Genomic DNA, 17,225 nt, shown 5'->3' with positions numbered 1-17,225 from the left:
CTGCAGGTGCGGCGGGGAGCCGCCGTGACGGATAGAGGGGTTGCGCATGAGGGAAACATGGGGAAGATGGTTAGGCACAAAGGATGAATCAACCAGCACTGCGGTGGTGCAGATAGGTGTCGATGAGATAGTCTCCAATCCGTTCCAACCGCGCACCGTGTTTGATGAAGAGAGTATCTCCGAGCTGGCCCGCACCATCCAGACCCATGGGTTGATTCAGCCGCTGGTGGTGCGGCGGCACAACGGCCGTTACGAGCTGATCGCCGGCGAACGGCGGCTGCGGGCCGCGCGGATGCTGGGTTGGACGACTGTCCCGGCCATTGTCAAGGAGATGAATGACGCCCAGACCGCTTCGGCAGCGTTGATTGAGAACCTGCAGCGGGAAGGGTTGACTCCGATTGAGGAAGCCGTCGCCTATCAACAGCTGCTTGAACTGCATGGATTGACGCAAGAGAGCTTGGCGCAACGGCTGGGCAAGGGCCAGTCCACCATCGCCAACAAGCTGCGTCTGCTTCACCTGCCGGAGGTGGTGCAAGAGGCGCTGCGGCGTCGCCAGATCACCGAGCGGCACGCGCGGGCGCTGTTGGCCCTGCCTTCGGAGGAGTGGCAGGTAAAGCTGTTTGAGGAGTGCGTAGAACGGGGTTGGAATGTCAAACAGATGGAGGAACGGGTGCGGCAGACGCTTGCCCGTCTTGAGCACGCTCCGGTGCGGCGCCCGCGTCGGCGCGGTCTGTCCAAGGATGTGCGATTGGCGGTCAACACCATTCGCCAGTCCCTGAGCATGATAGAGAAGTCGGGGCTGTCGGTGGTGTGCGAGGAGCAGGACGACACGGACTTCTATCAGTTCATCATCAAGGTGCCGAAGGGAACACCGGCAAACAGGCCGTCCTCGTCCGACGGATAGGCGCCGTGGCTGGGTGGATGCACAAGGATGCCAGGATGCGTGCGGGCAAGGGTGACCAGCCTGCTTTTTTTTTTGTGTTTCTTCCGGAGCTGGCGCGGGCGGGGTGGTGTCCCCCATGTTTCTGTTGGAGATGCACCTAGAAATAATATAGGTGAAGCCAGAGATTGTGAGATTCGGCGATCAAGCAGGTTGGATTTGAAGTAGAATGAATGGTAGCAGCGATGTCGTCGGGAATCGCGAATGAGGAGGGCGCTTTGTGGCCAGCGGGCGGATCATTGCAGTTGCGAATCAAAAAGGCGGCGTCGGTAAAACGACGACCGCGGTGAATCTAACGGCTTGCATGGCTGATTTGGGGAAGCGGGTGTTGTTGGTCGACATTGACCCACAGGGCAACTCGACCTCCGGCATCGGTGTGAATAAAGCGGACGTTCATTATTGTGTGTATGATGTCATTATCAACGATGTGCCTGTGGAGCGGGCCATCCTGCGCAGCGACGTGCCGAATCTGTCCGTGCTGCCGGCCACCATTCAGTTGGCGGGCGCCGAAATCGAATTGGTGCCCACCATATCCCGGGAGGTGCGGCTGCGGAGGGCGGTGCAGCCGCTGCGCAAGGAGTACGATTACATCATCATTGATTGTCCGCCTTCGCTGGGACTGTTGACCGTCAATGCGCTGACGGCAGCGGATTCAGTGCTCATTCCCATCCAGTGCGAGTATTACGCGCTGGAGGGGCTGAGTCAGCTGTTGAACACCATCCGGCTCGTGCAGAAACACCTGAACACGTCACTGGAAGTGGAAGGGGTGTTGCTCACCATGCTTGATGCACGTACCAATCTGGGGATCCAGGTGATTGAAGACGTCAAAAAATACTTTCGCGACAAGGTTTATCATACAGTCATCCCGCGCAACGTCCGTCTGAGCGAGGCTCCGAGCCACGGCCGGCCTATCATTCATTACGACGCCAAATCCCGTGGCGCGGAGACGTACATGGACCTGGCAAGGGAAGTGATTGGCATTGACTAAGCAGCAGAAGGGTTTGGGGAAGGGGTTGGGGGCGCTGCTCCCAGAGCTGAACATCTCGGAACAGGACCAGGTGTCAACGGTCGCGATCCGGGACCTGAGGCCGAACCCGTACCAGCCGCGCAGGGTGTTCGACGAGGATAAGTTGGGCGAGTTGGCCCAGTCCATTCGCGAGCACGGGATCATTCAGCCGTTGATCGTTCGCCGCAGCCGCATCCGCGGTTACGACATTGTGGCTGGGGAACGGCGGTTCCGGGCCGCTCAGATGGCAGGGCTGACGGACGTGCCCGCGGTGGTGCGCGAGTTTACCGATGTGCAGCTGATGGAGATAGCGGTCATTGAGAATTTGCAGCGGGAGGACCTGAACGCGATTGAGATTTCGGAGGCGTACGCCAACCTGATTGAGAAATGTCATTTGACGCAGGAACAATTGGCCAAGCGGGTTGGCCAGAGCCGTTCTCACGTCGCCAACATGCTGCGCTTGTTGCAGCTTCCCGAGGAGGTGCGGGAGTTGGTTTCACGTGGAACATTGTCGATGGGACACGCCCGGGCATTGTTAGCTGTACCCGATGAGAAGCGGCAGGTGGAACTGGCCCGCCGGGTGGTGGCGGAAGATTTGAGCGTGCGGACTTTGGAAACGCTCGTGTACCGTCCCACTGTTTCACGTGAAACAAGAAATAAAAAGCCGCTGCCAAGCCATTATAAGCGGTACGAAGAACAGTTCCGCGTTCGGCTGGGCACCTCTGTGCGCATACGACCGGGCAAGAAGCGGGGGAAAATCGAGATCGACTATTTTTCGGACGAGGACCTCGAACGAATCCTCAGCTTGGTCGGAGCGGAAGGTGAATCCTGAAGCGAGACGGTGGCGGCCCACGCGGGCGCGGCGACGGTCATTGATCTTCGTTCCCCGTCTCGTTTTCATCTGACCGCATAGGTTTTCTAGCGACTTTCGAATCGAACATTGTATACTGTGGACTCATCCGGTGGGAGAGAGGAGAAAACGGGTTTGTTGAACGGGCTTACATTGACGGAAGCCGAGCTCTATGCAGGTGCGGTCGGCGTGCTGGCGATTGCGGCCATCACTGTCTCCATCGTCGCGCTGGCCCGCCTGTCTGGTCTGCGGCGAAGGTTTCAAAAGTGGAAGTCGATTCACTCTAGTGCCGACTTGGATGCAGTCTATGAACAGACTCTCGAGGCGGTGAAACGCATGCGGCAGGAGGTGGACCGCCTGTCGGAGGAAAACCGGGCTCTGCGCCAGGCTTTGGCCGGCAAACTGTCGACCGCGCGGCTGGTTCGTTTCAACGCCTTTGCGGATGTAGGCAGTGATTTGAGCTTTTCGCTGGCCTTGCTTGACGATGACCGCAACGGGGTCGTGTTGTCGTCCATCTATGGACGCGACGAATCCCGGGTTTACGCCAAGCCGGTGCAGGCGGGGACTTCCTCGTATCCGCTCACCGAGGAGGAGCAGATGGCCATAGAAGGCCGCGAGTTGAGCGTGCATCGGTAAAAAGCGTGGAGCCCGCCGCAGGACAGCCGGCGGGCGCTTGAATTCATGGCACCATGTTCGTCTCGCTGTACGTGCGTCGCATCCAGACGGTGATCTGGCGTCTTGACGCCAAGCGAGCGAGACTTCTCCGCACAGCTTCAACGACCACGTCGCACATCCGCATGACAATCCCCAGCCGCGTGTTCTGCAAAACAAAATACTCCATAAAACCGGAGACATTGACCACACCTGTGAGGGTGTAGGCACCAAATTCGGGCAGCGTCTTTTTGACGCCTGCGCCTGGTCGGAGCGGACCGCGCTCCAGGATGATGTGGCCTACATGCTCGAACTTGCCCAGGCAGGCGTCGATGGCGATGATCAACGGATCGTCCTGATGGTGGCAGTGAATTCGGTTCAACACGTCGCTTAGATTGACGGCGTGGACCGGCTCATCCAGCGTGCCGTAGATGGTCACATTCGGCATGTCGACGGACGCCTGCAACCGCGATCCCACAATCGGCCCGAACGCATCCCCTGTGGATCGGTCTGTACCCACGCAGACGAGGACAATGGGGCGATCCTCTGCTGTGGCGAACACCTTGTCCAACACGCAGCAGAGTCGCTCTGCCGCTTGCTCATCGTCGTACGCCACCCGAAACAACTGGCCAAAACCAGGATCGGGATTCGAGTTGTGGTCCACATCAAATCCCCCTCGGCTGGAATAATCCCAGTATACGTCGACGTAATCTCAACTATACCTAGCAGGGCATGGACCCCACGGGCATAGCCTGGCGAGGGATCTCATTCAGGCTGCTCGACAATCGGCGACGAAGGGGATGCAGGACACACGTGGTGGATCTCGTCTTGTTCCTGGAAATTGCGTGGTGTAGTGTCTTTTTCGGCTGCCGCGGGCGCACGCGGGCGTTCCTGTGTGCCGGCGGGATGGTGGTGGCCGGATATGTGGCGGCACAAACCGACGACTGGTTGGCTGGGGTTCTGGTGCCGCCCGACAGTCGTGTTTTCGCCTGGATGGTTCAGCAGGTGGCGGCGCCACCCAACTCCGTGGCTGTGTTGTCCGCGTTTCTGCCGACTCGTGCGGTGACCGTTTACAATCCCCCAGGGCAGTGGCTGGCGGTCTCGCTGTTGCGTGGGCTGTTCTCGACAGCCATCACGCTGGCTGTGTTTCTGATGTTTGTCATCATGTCGTATCTGCTGGACGTGTACCGGCGTGCACCAGATGCGAAAGGACGGTTCCATGGCTGGTCGCTGGCGACCTTGTTGGTAGGCGCCGGATGCGGCATGTACTGCGCGTTTCTGAGCGCTGTGACAATGGCTGACTTGAGCTTCCTGCGGCCCTTTTCGTTCCTCGCCGCGCATGCCTCCGGGTCGCTCGGAGTGCACGCGGCGGCTGCTGTCTGCGAGGCCCTGCGCCGCGGCTGAACGTGCCGCACTCGGATGTGCTATAGTAGACAGGGAATCTGTCGGTGCGAGAACAACCGCATGTGGAGGTTGAACTGGTGGCAGGCGCGTCCTCGGCCTTGGCAACCCGAGTCAATACGTATCTTCAGCAGCATGGTGGGGAATTCTTCAAGCCGCCTCTGAACATTGTCACCCACATTGTCGAAGTTGTCATCCTGTTTTTCGTAATGAAACTGGCCAATCGCATCCTCTCGCGGGTGCTGAATCGGGTGCTCGATTCTCGTGCGGTGCGGATGGACGAGCGTCGGAAGAGCACGATGCACTCGTTGATGCAGAACGTTCTCCGCTACACCCTGTATTTCGTCTGGATATTGTGCGCCCTCGAGACTTTCAACTTTCACGTCGGAGCCCTTTTGGCTGGGGCCGGGATTGCGGGTCTGGCCGTTGGTTTTGGCGCGCAGAGCCTGATCAAGGACATCCTGACGGGCTTTTTCATCCTGTTTGAAGATCAATACGCGGTGGGGGATTATGTGACCATCAATGGCATCACCGGCGAGGTGGTCCAGATGGGGCTGCGGCTGACTCATATTCGGGTGTGGACGGGGGAATTGGAAATCGTCCCGAACGGACTCATCCAGCAGGTGACGAACCACTCGCGTCATAACAGCATCGCTGTTGTGGACATTGGTATTTCCCGCATGTCGGACCTCGAACGCGCGCTGGCCGTGTTGGAGGATGTGATGCGGCGGGTGGAGGATGAGAGTCAGGATGTGGTGGGCCCAGTGGCGGTTGCTGGGGTGCAGAGCCTCGACGCGCAACAGATCCTCATTCGCGCCACCGCCGAATGTGCGCCGTACACCCATTTTGGCGTGCAGAGACTGGCTCTGCAGAGGGCGGCGCAGGCCCTTGCCGAGGCAGGGATTGACATGCCTGCTCAGAGATCCGTGGTCACGCTGCAAGGCAGCGAGCAGCGTGAGGGTGTGCTGGGGAGGGAAGGATGAGATGAGCGCCGAGTACGGGCTGGAGGACGTCGTACAACTGAAAAAGCCGCACGCCTGCGGCGAGAACCGCTGGCGCATCATCCGCATGGGAATGGACATTCGCGTCAAGTGTGAGAAGTGCGGTCACAGCGTGTTGATTCCCAGGGCGCGGTTTGACCGGGTCTTCCGCCGCGTGCTGGCGACCAAAGGCGAGCAGGCAGAATGAAAGGAGCCCCTGCTCGCGGGCTCCACATAACATGAGACCGGTAATGACAGAGCTGCGCCCCCGCCCTGGGGCGCTTCGCGCCTCGCCCGCAGGTTCAGGCGCAAGTCGTGAATTCGCGCTTTGAGGCCGGCTGACGCATTTCTGCGGCCAACCCACGCACAACCAATCGGCGGCCTTTCAATCTGCGCATAAGCCGCTTCAACATACCGACACCTCCTCATGCACGAACGTCTAGTCTCCATCATAGCCAAAATCGACGCCACTGGCTATCGGCATCAACAGGTGTGACACGCGGTCTCATGGGACTGAATCCGTCCATCTCCGATCCGCTTGCACGTTCGCACCATAGCAACTGGATTTGTACCCGGCGTTATTGTGTCCCATGGCTACATTTCCTATAATGAGCCAAGCGGACTGATGGAAAGAGGTGTGGAAATGCCACTTCGCGCAGGGATTGTCGGTCTGCCGAACGTCGGCAAATCGACGCTGTTCAACGCGATTACCAATGCGGGCGCGGATGCGGCCAACTATCCGTTTTGCACCATCGATCCGAACGTCGGCGTAGTCGAGGTGCCGGATTCCCGGCTGCAGGGGCTGGCGGACGTGGTGCATCCACGCCGGATTGTGCCCACGACGTTCGAGTTTGTGGACATCGCGGGCCTTGTGGCCGGGGCCAGCCGCGGGGAAGGCCTGGGAAACAAGTTCCTTGGCCACATCCGCGAGGTGGACGCGATTGTTCACGTGGTGCGCTGTTTCGAAAATGGGGACATCACGCACGTCAGCGGCAAAGTGGACCCGGCTCGGGACATGGATGTCATTAACCTGGAACTGATTCTTGCTGACCTGGAGACGGTCACCCGGCGCCTGGAGCGGGCGCGCAAGAACCAAAAGAGCGGCGACAAGCGGTATGTGCTGGAGGCGGCGGCCCTGGAGCGGCTGGGGCAGCACCTGGAGGCCGGTCAGCCGGCCCGGACTTGCCCCTTGTCCGAAGAAGAGGCGCCGCTGTTGCGCGACTTGCACCTCCTGACCGCAAAGCCGGTCCTGTACGTGGCCAATCTGGGCGAGGACGAGTTGACCGAAGCCGAGACCCATCCCCACGTACGGACAGTGCGGGAGCGGGCGGAGGCGGAAGGAGCCGAAGTGGTCCCCGTTTGTGCGCAGTTGGAGGCCGAGGTTGCCGAGTTGGAGGGGGAGGACCGACGCGCCTTCTTGGCCGACCTGGGGCTTGCGGAAGCGGGCTTGGACCGGCTCATCCGCGCGTCCTATCACCTGTTGGGGTTGATCACATATTTTACGGCTGGGGAGCCGGAGGTGCGCGCTTGGACCATCCGACAGGGCACGCGGGCGCCGCAGGCAGCCGGTGTGATTCACTCCGACTTTGAAAAAGGGTTCATTCGCGCGGAAGTCGTCGCCTACGCGGACTTGGTGCAGGCTGGCTCCTTCGCGGCGGCGCGCGACGCAGGCAAGCTTCGCTTGGAAGGCAAGGATTATGTGGTGCAGGACGGAGACGTGATGCACTTTCGCTTCAACGTTTGATGGAATCCTCTTGTTAGAAATGGAACATTTGGAATTCGAGTGGGTTTTGTCTTGTGTTCGTAGCGTGGCCGTAGTAGAATGAATTCTTGGCACGTCCACATGAATGACGGCCTATCCTTGCTCTGCACACGGATGCAGGGCCGATGTCCAGAAGGAGGTGACTCGCATGCGCCAGTATGAGACCATGTACGTGCTGATCCCTGACCTTGAGCCGGAGCAGACGTCGGAGCTGGTATCTAAATACCAGGCCCTTGTCACCGAACGCGGCGGCCAGATTGACGAGTTGCAGGAAATCGGCAAGCGCCGCCTGGCGTACGAGATCAAGAAGTACCGTGAGGGTTACTACGTGCTCATGCGCTACACAGCGGACACGAGTGTCTCCAAGGAGCTGGAGCGCGTGCTGAGAATCGAGGACGCTGTGCTTCGATACCTCACCGTGCGCTTGGGCGAATAGATCCAAGTGGAGGGGTAGGTATGCTGAATCGGGTGATTCTGATTGGTCGTCTGACGGCGGATCCCGAGCTGCGCTACACCAACAACGGCACCGCGGTGGCTTCCTTCACACTGGCTGTGGACAGGATGCGCAACAACCAGAACGGGGAGCGCGAGACGGACTTCATCAACATCGTCGTGTGGCAGAAGCAGGCGGAGATCTGCGCGCAATACCTGCACAAGGGCAGGTTGGCGGCGGTGGATGGCCGTCTGCAGATCCGCAGCTATGAGAACCGGGAAGGGCAGCGTGTGCGCGTGGCCGAAGTGGTGGCGGAGAGCGTGCGCTTTTTGGATCGCGGAATGGATACGGCGGCCATGCCCAACCGGCCGGCGGCCGCAGCGGCCATGGGGAATCGTCCAGCAGCTCAGCGTACACCCAGCTTCGACGACGATCCGTTTGCCGATGACAGTGAGATGATAGACATTTCGGATGATGACCTGCCGTTTTGAGGCGGAAATCTGATCAGTCGGCCCGAAGCGGGCTGCGGTCGCAGACGGGGGTGAAGACGAATGCCGCGTAGAGGTCGTGGTGGCAAACGGCGCAAGGTGTGTCAGTTTTGTGTGGACAAAATTGACCAAGCGGACTACAAGGATGTCGCGCGTCTGCAGAAGTTCTTGACAGAGCGCGGAAAGATCCTGCCGCGGCGGATAACCGGCAACTGTGCGCGCCATCAGCGCCAGGTGACGGTGGCGATTAAGCGGGCACGCCAGGTGGCGTTGCTGCCGTACACAACCGAATGAAACCAGTTGTTGACGAAAGGCAACGATGCAAGGGGAACGCAGGCCGTTCCCCTTTTTTATGCCAACCCCAGTCGGAATCGCGGCGCTTGTCTGGCAGGATTTCCTCTGCATCGGGTGGAAGTAAAACACGGATTGCAGCCGTTAGGGTACAGAGCCGGAAGGAGGGTGTGCGTGGCGAGAATGGAACCCCATATGCACATCGCCCGTCGAATTCGCTCCATCGAATCCGCGAAGATAGAGGTGCTGCGTCACGTCACCGATTTATTCGAAGGACTTCAGACGGGGGACGAGCGCACGTACTCCCAGGCGCTGGCCGGCCTGGTTGGCACGGCGTATCTGATTGGCCAACAGGTAGGCATCCCTCCGGACAAAATGGACCAAGAGGTCGTGCGCCAACTCCCGCGCAGCGCGACGGGCAGCACGTCCGAATTGGCGGAGCTGGACGCAGTGCGCCGCCATTTTGACGTGAAGAGGTGAGAGCATGAACCGGCACGACAGCATGACCCGCGAGTACGTCTGGGCGGGAGTCTGGTTTGTCGGGTTGGTTGCCCTGAGCCTCACCCAAGTGGGCTCTGCTTGGAGCGGTTGGCTGTTCCCTATCCCGATAACGATGGTGTACTGTCTCGCTTCGCCCGGCCCGGCCGTCGTGGTGGCGGTTTTAGCCGGGCTGGCTTTGCTGGTGTCCGGGTTGAGAGGGTTGGCGGTTCTGTTTGTCGCTTGGATGATCTCGCTGGCGTGTATCCTGGGGGAGGCCCTGAGCCGGCGGGACAGTGTCTACAAGGCTTGGGTCAACGCGACGCTGAGCACGCTCATGCTGGAACTCGCTATTCTGGCGTCGTTCGGTGGGCGCACGGCAGACCTGTTCGAGTCGCTGCGCGGCCTGTGGATGCGCTGGTTGGACAACGGCCATGGGGTGAGCATTCCCGGCGCGGGCGGCGGCGCGCTTGTCGATGCGGCTATCGCCTGGCTGCAGGTGATGCTGCCTGGGGTGCTCGTGGTGCTGGCCTTTCTGTTGGTGGTCGTCTATTGGGGCTGCACGCGTTATCTGCTCAGGAGGCAGCGTCCGGCTGAGGGAGGGTTTGCTCACTGGCGGCTGCCACGCTCGGTCGTCACTGTCTACTTGTTGGCGTTGGCCTGCGTGTTGTTGGGTGTGTTTTCATCCCTGCCGCTGATGGGGCAGTTCGCGCGCAACGTGGTGTTTTTGGCCGGTTTTTTCATCGGCGTGCAAGGGTTGGTCTGTCTGACCCGGGGCATGGCGGGCGGCCGCCTGCGGGCGCTCTGGCTGAGCCTGCTGGTGCTGTTGGCCTCCGTCCGGTTGGTATCCGATTTTTACGTGCTCGTGGGCATCCTCGACGTCCTTAGATCGCCGCGCGGCCCCAAGGTGTAACCTCTGCCATCGTGTTTTGCGGCTGTGGACGGTAGAATGGAAGGTGGATGTGAAGGGGGTTTTCTGTTGTGAAGGTGATATTGCTGCAGGACGTGAAAGCTCAGGGGAAAAAGGGTCAAGTGATTGAAGTCTCGCCAGGCTATGCACGGAATTTCCTGTTTCCAAAGAAACTCGCCGTCGAGGCGACAGAGGCCGAGTTGCAGGCGCTGGCCGCGCGCAAACAGGCGGAAGAAAGACGACTGGCTCAGGAATTGGAGGCGGCAAAGCGGCTGCAGGCGGACTTGAATGAACGGAAAGTGGTCGTTCGGACGCAGGCGGGGGAAGGCGGGCGCCTGTTCGGGGCGGTGACGTCGAAGCACATCGCGCAGGCGCTGGCGTCCATGGGATACAAAGTCGACAAGCGAAAGATTCACCTTTCGGAGCCGATTAAGCACTTGGGCGCGCAGCGGGTTGAAGTGAAACTGCATCCGGAAGTCGCGGCCACCATCGTGGTCCACGTCGAGGCCGAGGCGTAGGCCGCGCGTGCGAGGGGAGCCATCATGCCGGATGTAGGAGCACCTGTTCAGAGTGGCCAGTCGGAAGACAGTCTGCTGCGTCTGCCGCCGCAGCACATCGAGGCCGAGCAGGCGGTGCTCGGCGCCATGTTAATCTCCGCCGACGCGGTCGCGGAAGCGGTCGAGTGGCTGCAGGCGGACGACTTTTACCGGCGCTCTCACCAGTTGATCTTCGAGGCCATGCAGCAACTGTATGAACAAGGGCAACCGGTGGACGTGGTGACCACCACAGCCGCCCTGCAGGCGCAGGAAGGCCGACTGGAGAGCGTGGGCGGCGTCGAGTACCTGGCCGAGTTGGCGGGCGCCATGCCGACCGTGCTGCACGTCGGCCATTACGCCAACATCGTGCGCGAGAAGGCGCTGCTCAGGCGCATCATCGCGGCCGCGCAGGAGATCGCCGAGGCCAGCTACCGGGCCGAGGAGGACGCCGGCAGCGTCTTGGCGGACGCCGAGCGGCGCATCCTCGAGTTGTCGCAAAACCGCCGCGTGCGCGATTTCACCCATATCAGCGACGTCCTCGAGGCGACGTTTGAGCGCATTGAACAGTTGTACGCCAGCGAAGGCAAGCTGACCGGCGTTCCCACCGGGTACAGCGAGCTGGACCGGATGACGAGCGGATTGCAAAAGTCGGACCTGATCATCTTGGCGGCCCGCCCCTCGGTCGGAAAGACCGCCTTCGCACTCAACGTGTCCCAGAATGTGGCGGTGCGGGCAGGGCTGCCGGTGGCGATTTTCAGCCTTGAAATGTCCAAGGAGCAACTGGTGCAGCGGATGTTGTGCGCCGAGGCGTACATTGACGGTCACAAGCTGCGCAACGGCACCTTGGAGGACGACGATTGGCCGAAGTTGTCGATGGGTGTCAGCGCGCTGGCGGGATCGCCCATTTACATCGACGACACCCCGGGCATCACGGTGCCGGAGATGCGGAGCAAGTTGAGGCGGCTGAAGTCGCAGGTTGGACTCGGCCTTGTGACCGTGGACTACCTGCAGCTCATCCGCGGTCGGCGCACGAACAGCGACAACCGGCAGCAGGAGATCTCCGAGATCTCCCGCTCGCTCAAGCAGCTGGCGCGGGAGCTGGAGGTGCCGGTGATGGCGCTCGCCCAGCTGAGCCGATCCGTTGAGCAGCGGCAGGACAAGCGGCCGATGCTCTCGGACATCCGGGAATCGGGCAGCATCGAGCAAGACGCCGACATCGTCGCCTTTCTGTACCGGGACGATTATTATGATCCAGAGTCCGAGCGCAAAAATATCGTCGAGGTATTGATTGCCAAGCAGCGCAACGGCCCCACCGGCAAAGTCGAACTGGTGTTTCTGAAAAACTATAATAAATTTGTCAACCTGGAGAAAGTACACACGGACTGATGGACGAATCATTGCCTTTGTTGACCCGCAAGGCGCGCCAGGAGCAGTTGCGGCGCAAACGGCGGCGCCAACGCCGGCGCAGACGCCGCCGACGCTGGCGGGTTCGCTGGCTGCGAGCGCTGCGGACTACCCGCTTTTGGACGAACGCCCTGTTTGTCTGCGTGGTGCTCTTGACGCTGACGTTCTGGGCGCGGTTTGCGTACGTGTACCACGTGCCGCCGGGGCTCAGGACGGGGCCGCTCAGCCGCGTCACGGCCTATGTGACGCTCAAGCCGTGGTGGTTTGGGCCGCCCACCTTCGATTTGGAGGATTACATGAAGGAGACCGATGTGGCCGGCTCGGTTTCCGACACGGAGCTGCTGCTTGCCAATCTGGGCCCGTTTCGGGCCATTGTCGAACATCCGGACCTGGTATGGGCGTGGTACACCGACGGATCGAACGGGCCCGTGTGAGCGATAATCTCCGCCGGCGGGTCGGCAATCACGGGTCGGCAATCATGCTTGGCGGCGGTGCGGAGCCGGGGCGAGTTGACGTTCGGGAAAGGAGGCTCATCCGCGTGGCGCTCATCCTGGTCGTGGAAGACGAAGAGCCGATTGCGAACATCCTCAAGTTCTCGCTGGAGCGCGAAGGCCATGAGGTGGTGGTCAGCTACGATGGCGTGGACGCCGTGGAGAAGGCGAAGCTCCACAATCCCGACCTGATGTTGCTGGACCTGATGCTTCCGGAGAAGGACGGCTTTGAGGTCTGCAAGGAGGTGCGCCAATTCAGCATGGTGCCCATCATCATGCTGACGGCGCGGGACTCGGAGCTGGACAAGGTGGTCGGCCTGGAAATCGGGGCCGACGACTACGTGACCAAGCCGTTCAGCACGCGGGAACTCTTGGCGCGCGTGAAGGCGAACCTGCGCCGCCACTGGCACCAGGGCGCGCAGGCGGGGGAACAGCTGGCGCTGGGCGACGTGCTCATCGATTTGGAGCAGTACCAGGTGCGCCGCGGGGATGAGCTGATTCCGTTGACACACCGCGAATTTGAACTGCTGGCCGTGCTGGCCGCCCGGCCGGGCGTGGTCTTCACGCGCGACCAGTTGCTCTCCGAGGTGTGGGGATCTGATTACGCGGGGGACGAGCGCACGGTCGACGTGACGGTGCGCCGGCTGCGCGAGAAACTGGAGCAGGACCCAAGCCACCCCGAGTATGTGTTGACCCGTCGTGGCGTCGGCTATTACGCGCGGAGGTAAGCGCATGTGGCGAAGCATACGCCTCAAATTCGTCGTCATCTATCTGCTCCTGATGCTGTTCACCCTGCAGCTGATAGGCGCCTACTTCGTGCGCACCTTGAACGCCTCCCTGGTGCGCGACGAGGTGCGCGGCGTGCAGAAGCAGGTGTCCCTGCTCGCTGCCATCGTCAAGCCTGAACTCACCTCGGGCGGGGGCCGGTCCGGGGACAAGCCGGGTGATGCCTCTTTATTGTCTGTCTTTCCCCAGCCTCAGGGCGGCGCCATCTACCTCCTCAACAGCAAGGGCGTGGTCGAAGACACCTCCGCCGGCAGCGCCCTCATCGGCCAGAAGCGAATTGACTCGGTGGCCACCCAGGCGCTGGTCGGGCATAAGTCGGTTTCCGCCGTCCGCTACGATCCGTCCGCGGACCAACACCTGCTGGCGGTCGCGATGCCGCTCTTTCAAGGGGATCGCTTCATCGGCATTCTCGAAGATGTCGTATCCATTCAAAGCACGTACTCCACGATGCGCCAGGTGACCACTATCTTCTACACCGGGAGCGCGCTGGTGCTGGCCTTCACGGCGCTGCTCGGGATTGGCCTGTCGCGCACCATTTCGCGCCCGATTCTGGATGTCACGCGGCAGACGGCGCGCATGGCCAAGGGGGATTTCAGCCGCCGCGTGCAGGTGGTGAGCGACGACGAGCTCGGCCAGTTGGGGCACGCGGTCAACGACCTGGCGGACAAGCTGCAGACAGCCCTGTCGGAAAACCTGCGCGAGCGCGAGCGGCTGCGCGCCATCATCACCTACATGGGCGACGGTGTGCTCACCTTCGACCGGGACCTGCGTCCGGTCTACGCCAACGAGGCGGCGTTGCGCTGCTTGCCGCGGGGGGCGGAGGACTTCTCCCGCGCAGGCAGGCTGCTCGGGGTGCAGAGGGAGTCGCTCGCGCCCGCGCAGGAGGAGTGGAACTGGGTGCGCGAGCTGGACGGGGCGCTGTTGCACGTGCACCTGACCGCAATCCAACGGGAAGCCGATACGGACGGGTACGTGGCGGTCATCCGCGACGTGACAGAACAGGAGCGGCTGTATCAAAAGCAGCGGGAGTTCGTGGCCAATGTGTCGCACGAGTTGCGGACGCCGCTCACAAGCATCAAGTCGTACCTGGAGGCGCTGGGGGAGAGCGGGGACCTGGATGAGCAGACCCGCCGCACCTTTCTTGACGTGTGCAGGCAGGAGGCGGACCGAATGGTGCGCATCACCCAGGATCTGCTGCAGCTCTCGGGCCTGGAGACGCAGGGCATCCGCTACGTGGAAGGCTGGGTGGACGCCGAGGAATGGCTGACCGCCGCGTGCCAGCGGCTGGAGATGCAGGCGAGACGGCAGGGAGTGGCGCTGGACCTGCGTCCGGTGCCCCAGCTGCGGTTTCGTGGCGACAAGGATCTCCTCGACCGAGTGCTCGACAACGTCATCGGCAACGCGATCAAGTACACGGCGGCTGGCGGCCAGGTGCGCGTGAGCGCGGAGTGCGAGCGGGACAAGCTGCGGGTGTGCGTGGAGGACACCGGGATTGGCATCCCGGAAAGCGATTTGCCGCACGTGTTCGAGCGCTTCTACCGGGTGGACAAGGCGAGGTCCCGGCGCAGCGGTGGCACCGGTCTTGGTCTGACGCTGGCGCGGGAGATCATCGACCTGCACGGGGGCCGCATCGGCATTGAGAGCAAACTCGGCCAGGGAACGAAGGTGTGGCTGGTGCTGCCGCTGACAGAGGGGGAACCGGCATGACAGCAAAACGTTTGCAGACGTTGGTGTTGAGCGTACTGGTGTTAATCAGCCTGGTTCTCAGCTACCTGTTGTGGCGCGGGGCCTGGTTGAGCAGCCCGGAGCCTGGACTGACTGCGCCGACGGTGCGCGACGTCTCCCCCTATCCGCAGGTGGACCAGGTGCTGGGACCGGTGGAGGTCGACGTGCAGCGCTTGCAGCCGGCGGGGGCAGCATTGGTTCCTATCGGATCGGCAGTGTACCGGCAGTGGGTGGGCGTACTGCATTCGTTGAAAGTCGAGCGCCTGCGCCGCGAATCGGCGCCGCCCGCGCACGCGACGGTGGACATTGTGTTCCACTTTGGCCTGGAATTGACGCGCTCGGACATCTCCCGCTGGCTGCCTGCCCTGCGCCTGTCGCCGCTGGACGTGTCCGGGGACACGATGGAGCTGTACCAAATGGCGGCGGACGGGCCGGTGCTGCTGATGGTGACGGGTGGGTCCGACGGGTATACGGCGGAGACGGACGTGGACCGGAAGCGGTTTGCGGAGCTGGTGGCCGGCTCGGTGCAGCGTTACCCGGCCGTGGTCTGGCAGGACGGGCAGGGCGACACCTCCTACCTGCCAGCGCAGGGCATGGAGATGGAACGCCTGTCTGTCAGTGTGGACAAGCCGCCGCTCTTGCCGTTGGTACACTCCTTTTTTGTGAATCCAGGAGCCCTGACGCGCATTCAAGAGAGCCGGCGCAAGGTCATCTGGACCGACGGGACGCGGGCCGTGCAGTGGGATCCAGAGGCGAGCGTGCTCACCTTTGACGATCCGAACACCTCCGCGCCAGCGACAGAGCAGACGGAGTTGCAGACGGTAATCTCGTACATTCGCAGCCACGGCGGCGCTCCGAGCGGGGATGTGCTGTTTGACAGCGACGACAGCGCGTGGCCGGGGATGCACACCTATCAGCTGAGGCCCCAGTTCGCCGGGTATGTGGTGTTTGGCAGCCGGTGGACGCAGAAGATAGAGGTGGACAGCGGCCAGGTGGTGCATTACCAGCGGCCGCTGGGCAACCTGACGGCTGGCGCAGAGAAGCAAAAGGTGACGGTTATGGGGGCGAGCGAGCTGCGCGAGGTGCTGCGTGACGTGGCGCCCAAGACGCGGCTCAGTGCGTATACAGCGCGCCTGGGCTACTGGGCCGTGCCAGACGGGGACGGGCAGATGGAGCTGGAACCAGCCTTCGCGGTGTGGCGGGACGGGGTGTCTGTGGGCGTCATCGACGCGGTCTCGGGTCAGGTGCTGGAGGGGATGAAGCGGCCATGAACTGGGAGACAGCGAAGACCTGGCTGATTGGCATGTTTCTCATTCTGGACGTGTTGCTCGGCTGGCAGTACGCCAGCGCACGCGCGGAAATGCGCGGGTACAGTGAATCGTATAGCGACCTGTTGGCAAACACGCGCACGCTGCTGGCGGAGCACAACTTCAGTTTGGCCGCCTCCGTTCCGACCAAGCACGCGGATATGGCCTCGTTTTCGGCGAGCTTGGGTGGGGCGAGCCCGGCCGAGGCGGCGAAGGCGGCCTTTGCCGGCAAGCCAGCGAGAGAGAGTGGACGGGGGCAAGTGGCGGGGGTGGACGGATCGGTCAAAGGGCTGGGACAGGGGACCTGGGAGGTGGAATACAGGCGGCCTGTGCCGTTTGAGAGCAAGCATCCGGAACAGCTTTTGGATAGGGTGGTGAGCGGGAGCTCGTACGCGCTGGACAGGGGCGCGGGGGCAGGGGGCGTGTTGGTGTTCGACCAGTTGTATGGGGGAAAGTACCCAATTTTCGACGCGAGTGTACTGGTCGATGCGACGAACCAGGCGATGACGGGCTACCAGCAGACGCTGCTGACCAAGATTCGCGCGACGAGCAGTCCGAAGCCGATTATCTCGGCGTTGGATGCGCTGAACAGCCTGGCCAATTCGGTAGACAAATCCAGCCAGGAAAAGGATAATACGATTGTCGGAATCGACCTCGGGTACCTGGGCAGCCCCTCGGGGTCCGCGGCGGGGGGCGGGAAGCGATACTGGTTCCCGGTGTGGCGGATTGTCACGGACGCGGGGGTCTATTATGTCAATGCATTCACGGGAGAGTTGAACTTGTGACA

At 61.7% G+C, this 17,225-nt stretch carries 21 protein-coding genes; 20 read left to right on the top strand and 1 reads right to left on the bottom strand.

Annotation, left to right across the window (positions count from 1 at the left end; genetic code table 11):
* Positions 1-46: 46 nt before the first annotated feature.
* The 4 genes from noc to AK2_RS01480 all read left to right on the top strand — a co-directional run bounded on the left by noc (position 47) and on the right by AK2_RS01480 (position 3,432).
* Positions 47-904 carry a nucleoid occlusion protein gene (noc, locus tag AK2_RS01495; protein ID WP_067930415.1) on the top strand — a complete coding sequence of 286 codons (858 nt, stop codon included), beginning with the start codon at positions 47-49 and terminating at the stop codon, positions 902-904.
* A gap of 256 nt (positions 905-1,160) precedes the next feature.
* Positions 1,161-1,928, top strand: a complete 768-nt coding sequence (locus AK2_RS01490) for a ParA family protein (protein ID WP_067930411.1) — start codon at positions 1,161-1,163, stop codon at positions 1,926-1,928.
* Complete coding sequence (locus tag AK2_RS01485) at positions 1,921-2,778, top strand: ParB/RepB/Spo0J family partition protein (RefSeq protein WP_067930408.1); 858 nt, start codon at positions 1,921-1,923, stop codon at positions 2,776-2,778. Before AK2_RS01490 ends, AK2_RS01485 begins: the two co-directional genes overlap by 8 nt.
* Before the next feature lie 153 nt (positions 2,779-2,931).
* Positions 2,932-3,432, top strand: coding sequence for a DUF4446 family protein (locus AK2_RS01480; protein WP_067930403.1), 501 nt, complete (start codon positions 2,932-2,934; stop codon positions 3,430-3,432).
* Positions 3,433-3,475: 43 nt separating this feature from the next.
* Here AK2_RS01480 and yyaC read toward each other — a convergent pair whose 3' ends face one another.
* Positions 3,476-4,111, bottom strand: a complete 636-nt coding sequence (yyaC, locus tag AK2_RS01475) for a spore protease YyaC (RefSeq protein ID WP_067930400.1) — start codon at positions 4,109-4,111, stop codon at positions 3,476-3,478.
* A gap of 149 nt (positions 4,112-4,260) precedes the next feature.
* On the opposite strand from yyaC, the gene AK2_RS01470 reads away from it, so the two are divergent.
* The 16 genes from AK2_RS01470 (at position 4,261) to yycI (ending at position 17,223) form a co-directional block, all read left to right on the top strand.
* Positions 4,261-4,851, top strand: coding sequence for a hypothetical protein (locus AK2_RS01470; protein WP_067930398.1), 591 nt, complete (start codon positions 4,261-4,263; stop codon positions 4,849-4,851).
* 44 nt (positions 4,852-4,895) lie between these two features.
* On the top strand, positions 4,896-5,831 hold the full coding sequence (locus tag AK2_RS01465; RefSeq protein ID WP_157076173.1) for a mechanosensitive ion channel family protein: 936 nt from the start codon (positions 4,896-4,898) through the stop codon (positions 5,829-5,831).
* A gap of 1 nt (position 5,832) precedes the next feature.
* A complete protein-coding gene (locus AK2_RS01460; RefSeq protein ID WP_067930391.1) occupies positions 5,833-6,036 on the top strand; it encodes a DUF951 domain-containing protein in 204 nt (67 codons plus the stop codon).
* Positions 6,037-6,471: 435 nt separating this feature from the next.
* The gene (gene ychF / locus AK2_RS01455; protein ID WP_067930389.1) at positions 6,472-7,572 is read left to right on the top strand and encodes a redox-regulated ATPase YchF; all 1,101 of its coding nucleotides are present in this window, start codon (positions 6,472-6,474) and stop codon (positions 7,570-7,572) included.
* A 166-nt stretch (positions 7,573-7,738) separates the two neighbouring features.
* Complete coding sequence (gene rpsF / locus AK2_RS01450) at positions 7,739-8,026, top strand: 30S ribosomal protein S6 (protein WP_067930387.1); 288 nt, start codon at positions 7,739-7,741, stop codon at positions 8,024-8,026.
* 20 nt (positions 8,027-8,046) lie between these two features.
* On the top strand, positions 8,047-8,514 hold the full coding sequence (locus AK2_RS01445; RefSeq protein ID WP_067930382.1) for a single-stranded DNA-binding protein: 468 nt from the start codon (positions 8,047-8,049) through the stop codon (positions 8,512-8,514).
* 60 nt (positions 8,515-8,574) lie between these two features.
* Positions 8,575-8,805 carry a 30S ribosomal protein S18 gene (rpsR, locus tag AK2_RS01440; RefSeq protein ID WP_067930378.1) on the top strand — a complete coding sequence of 77 codons (231 nt, stop codon included), beginning with the start codon at positions 8,575-8,577 and terminating at the stop codon, positions 8,803-8,805.
* A gap of 180 nt (positions 8,806-8,985) precedes the next feature.
* Positions 8,986-9,282 carry a MazG-like family protein gene (locus tag AK2_RS01435; protein WP_067930375.1) on the top strand — a complete coding sequence of 99 codons (297 nt, stop codon included), beginning with the start codon at positions 8,986-8,988 and terminating at the stop codon, positions 9,280-9,282.
* 4 nt (positions 9,283-9,286) lie between these two features.
* Entirely contained in the window at positions 9,287-10,192 is a 906-nt protein-coding gene (locus tag AK2_RS01430; RefSeq protein ID WP_067930373.1) for a DUF2232 domain-containing protein, read from the top strand.
* Between the two features lie 68 nt (positions 10,193-10,260).
* On the top strand, positions 10,261-10,707 hold the full coding sequence (gene rplI, locus AK2_RS01425; protein ID WP_067930370.1) for a 50S ribosomal protein L9: 447 nt from the start codon (positions 10,261-10,263) through the stop codon (positions 10,705-10,707).
* A gap of 24 nt (positions 10,708-10,731) precedes the next feature.
* Positions 10,732-12,111, top strand: a complete 1,380-nt coding sequence (gene dnaB, locus AK2_RS01420) for a replicative DNA helicase (RefSeq protein WP_067930367.1) — start codon at positions 10,732-10,734, stop codon at positions 12,109-12,111.
* Positions 12,111-12,563, top strand: coding sequence for a hypothetical protein (locus AK2_RS01415; protein ID WP_067930363.1), 453 nt, complete (start codon positions 12,111-12,113; stop codon positions 12,561-12,563). Before dnaB ends, AK2_RS01415 begins: the two co-directional genes overlap by 1 nt.
* A gap of 104 nt (positions 12,564-12,667) precedes the next feature.
* Positions 12,668-13,348 (top strand): response regulator, encoded by a 681-nt coding sequence (locus AK2_RS01410; protein WP_067930362.1) that lies wholly within the window; start codon positions 12,668-12,670, stop codon positions 13,346-13,348.
* 4 nt (positions 13,349-13,352) lie between these two features.
* Positions 13,353-15,113, top strand: a complete 1,761-nt coding sequence (locus AK2_RS01405) for an ATP-binding protein (RefSeq protein ID WP_067930360.1) — start codon at positions 13,353-13,355, stop codon at positions 15,111-15,113.
* Positions 15,110-16,402, top strand: coding sequence for a two-component system activity regulator YycH (locus AK2_RS01400; RefSeq protein WP_067930357.1), 1,293 nt, complete (start codon positions 15,110-15,112; stop codon positions 16,400-16,402). The genes AK2_RS01405 and AK2_RS01400 overlap by 4 nt, the downstream gene beginning before the upstream one ends.
* Positions 16,399-17,223: a two-component system regulatory protein YycI gene (gene yycI, locus AK2_RS01395; protein WP_067930355.1), complete on the top strand. Its 825-nt coding sequence runs from the start codon at positions 16,399-16,401 to the stop codon at positions 17,221-17,223. The genes AK2_RS01400 and yycI overlap by 4 nt, the downstream gene beginning before the upstream one ends.
* Positions 17,224-17,225 lie beyond the last annotated feature (2 nt).

This window comes from Alicyclobacillus kakegawensis NBRC 103104 (genome assembly GCF_001552655.1).
Classification (GTDB): Bacteria; Bacillota; Bacilli; order Alicyclobacillales; family Alicyclobacillaceae; genus Alicyclobacillus_G; species Alicyclobacillus_G kakegawensis.
This window is presented reverse-complemented; position numbering and strand designations above follow the sequence as displayed.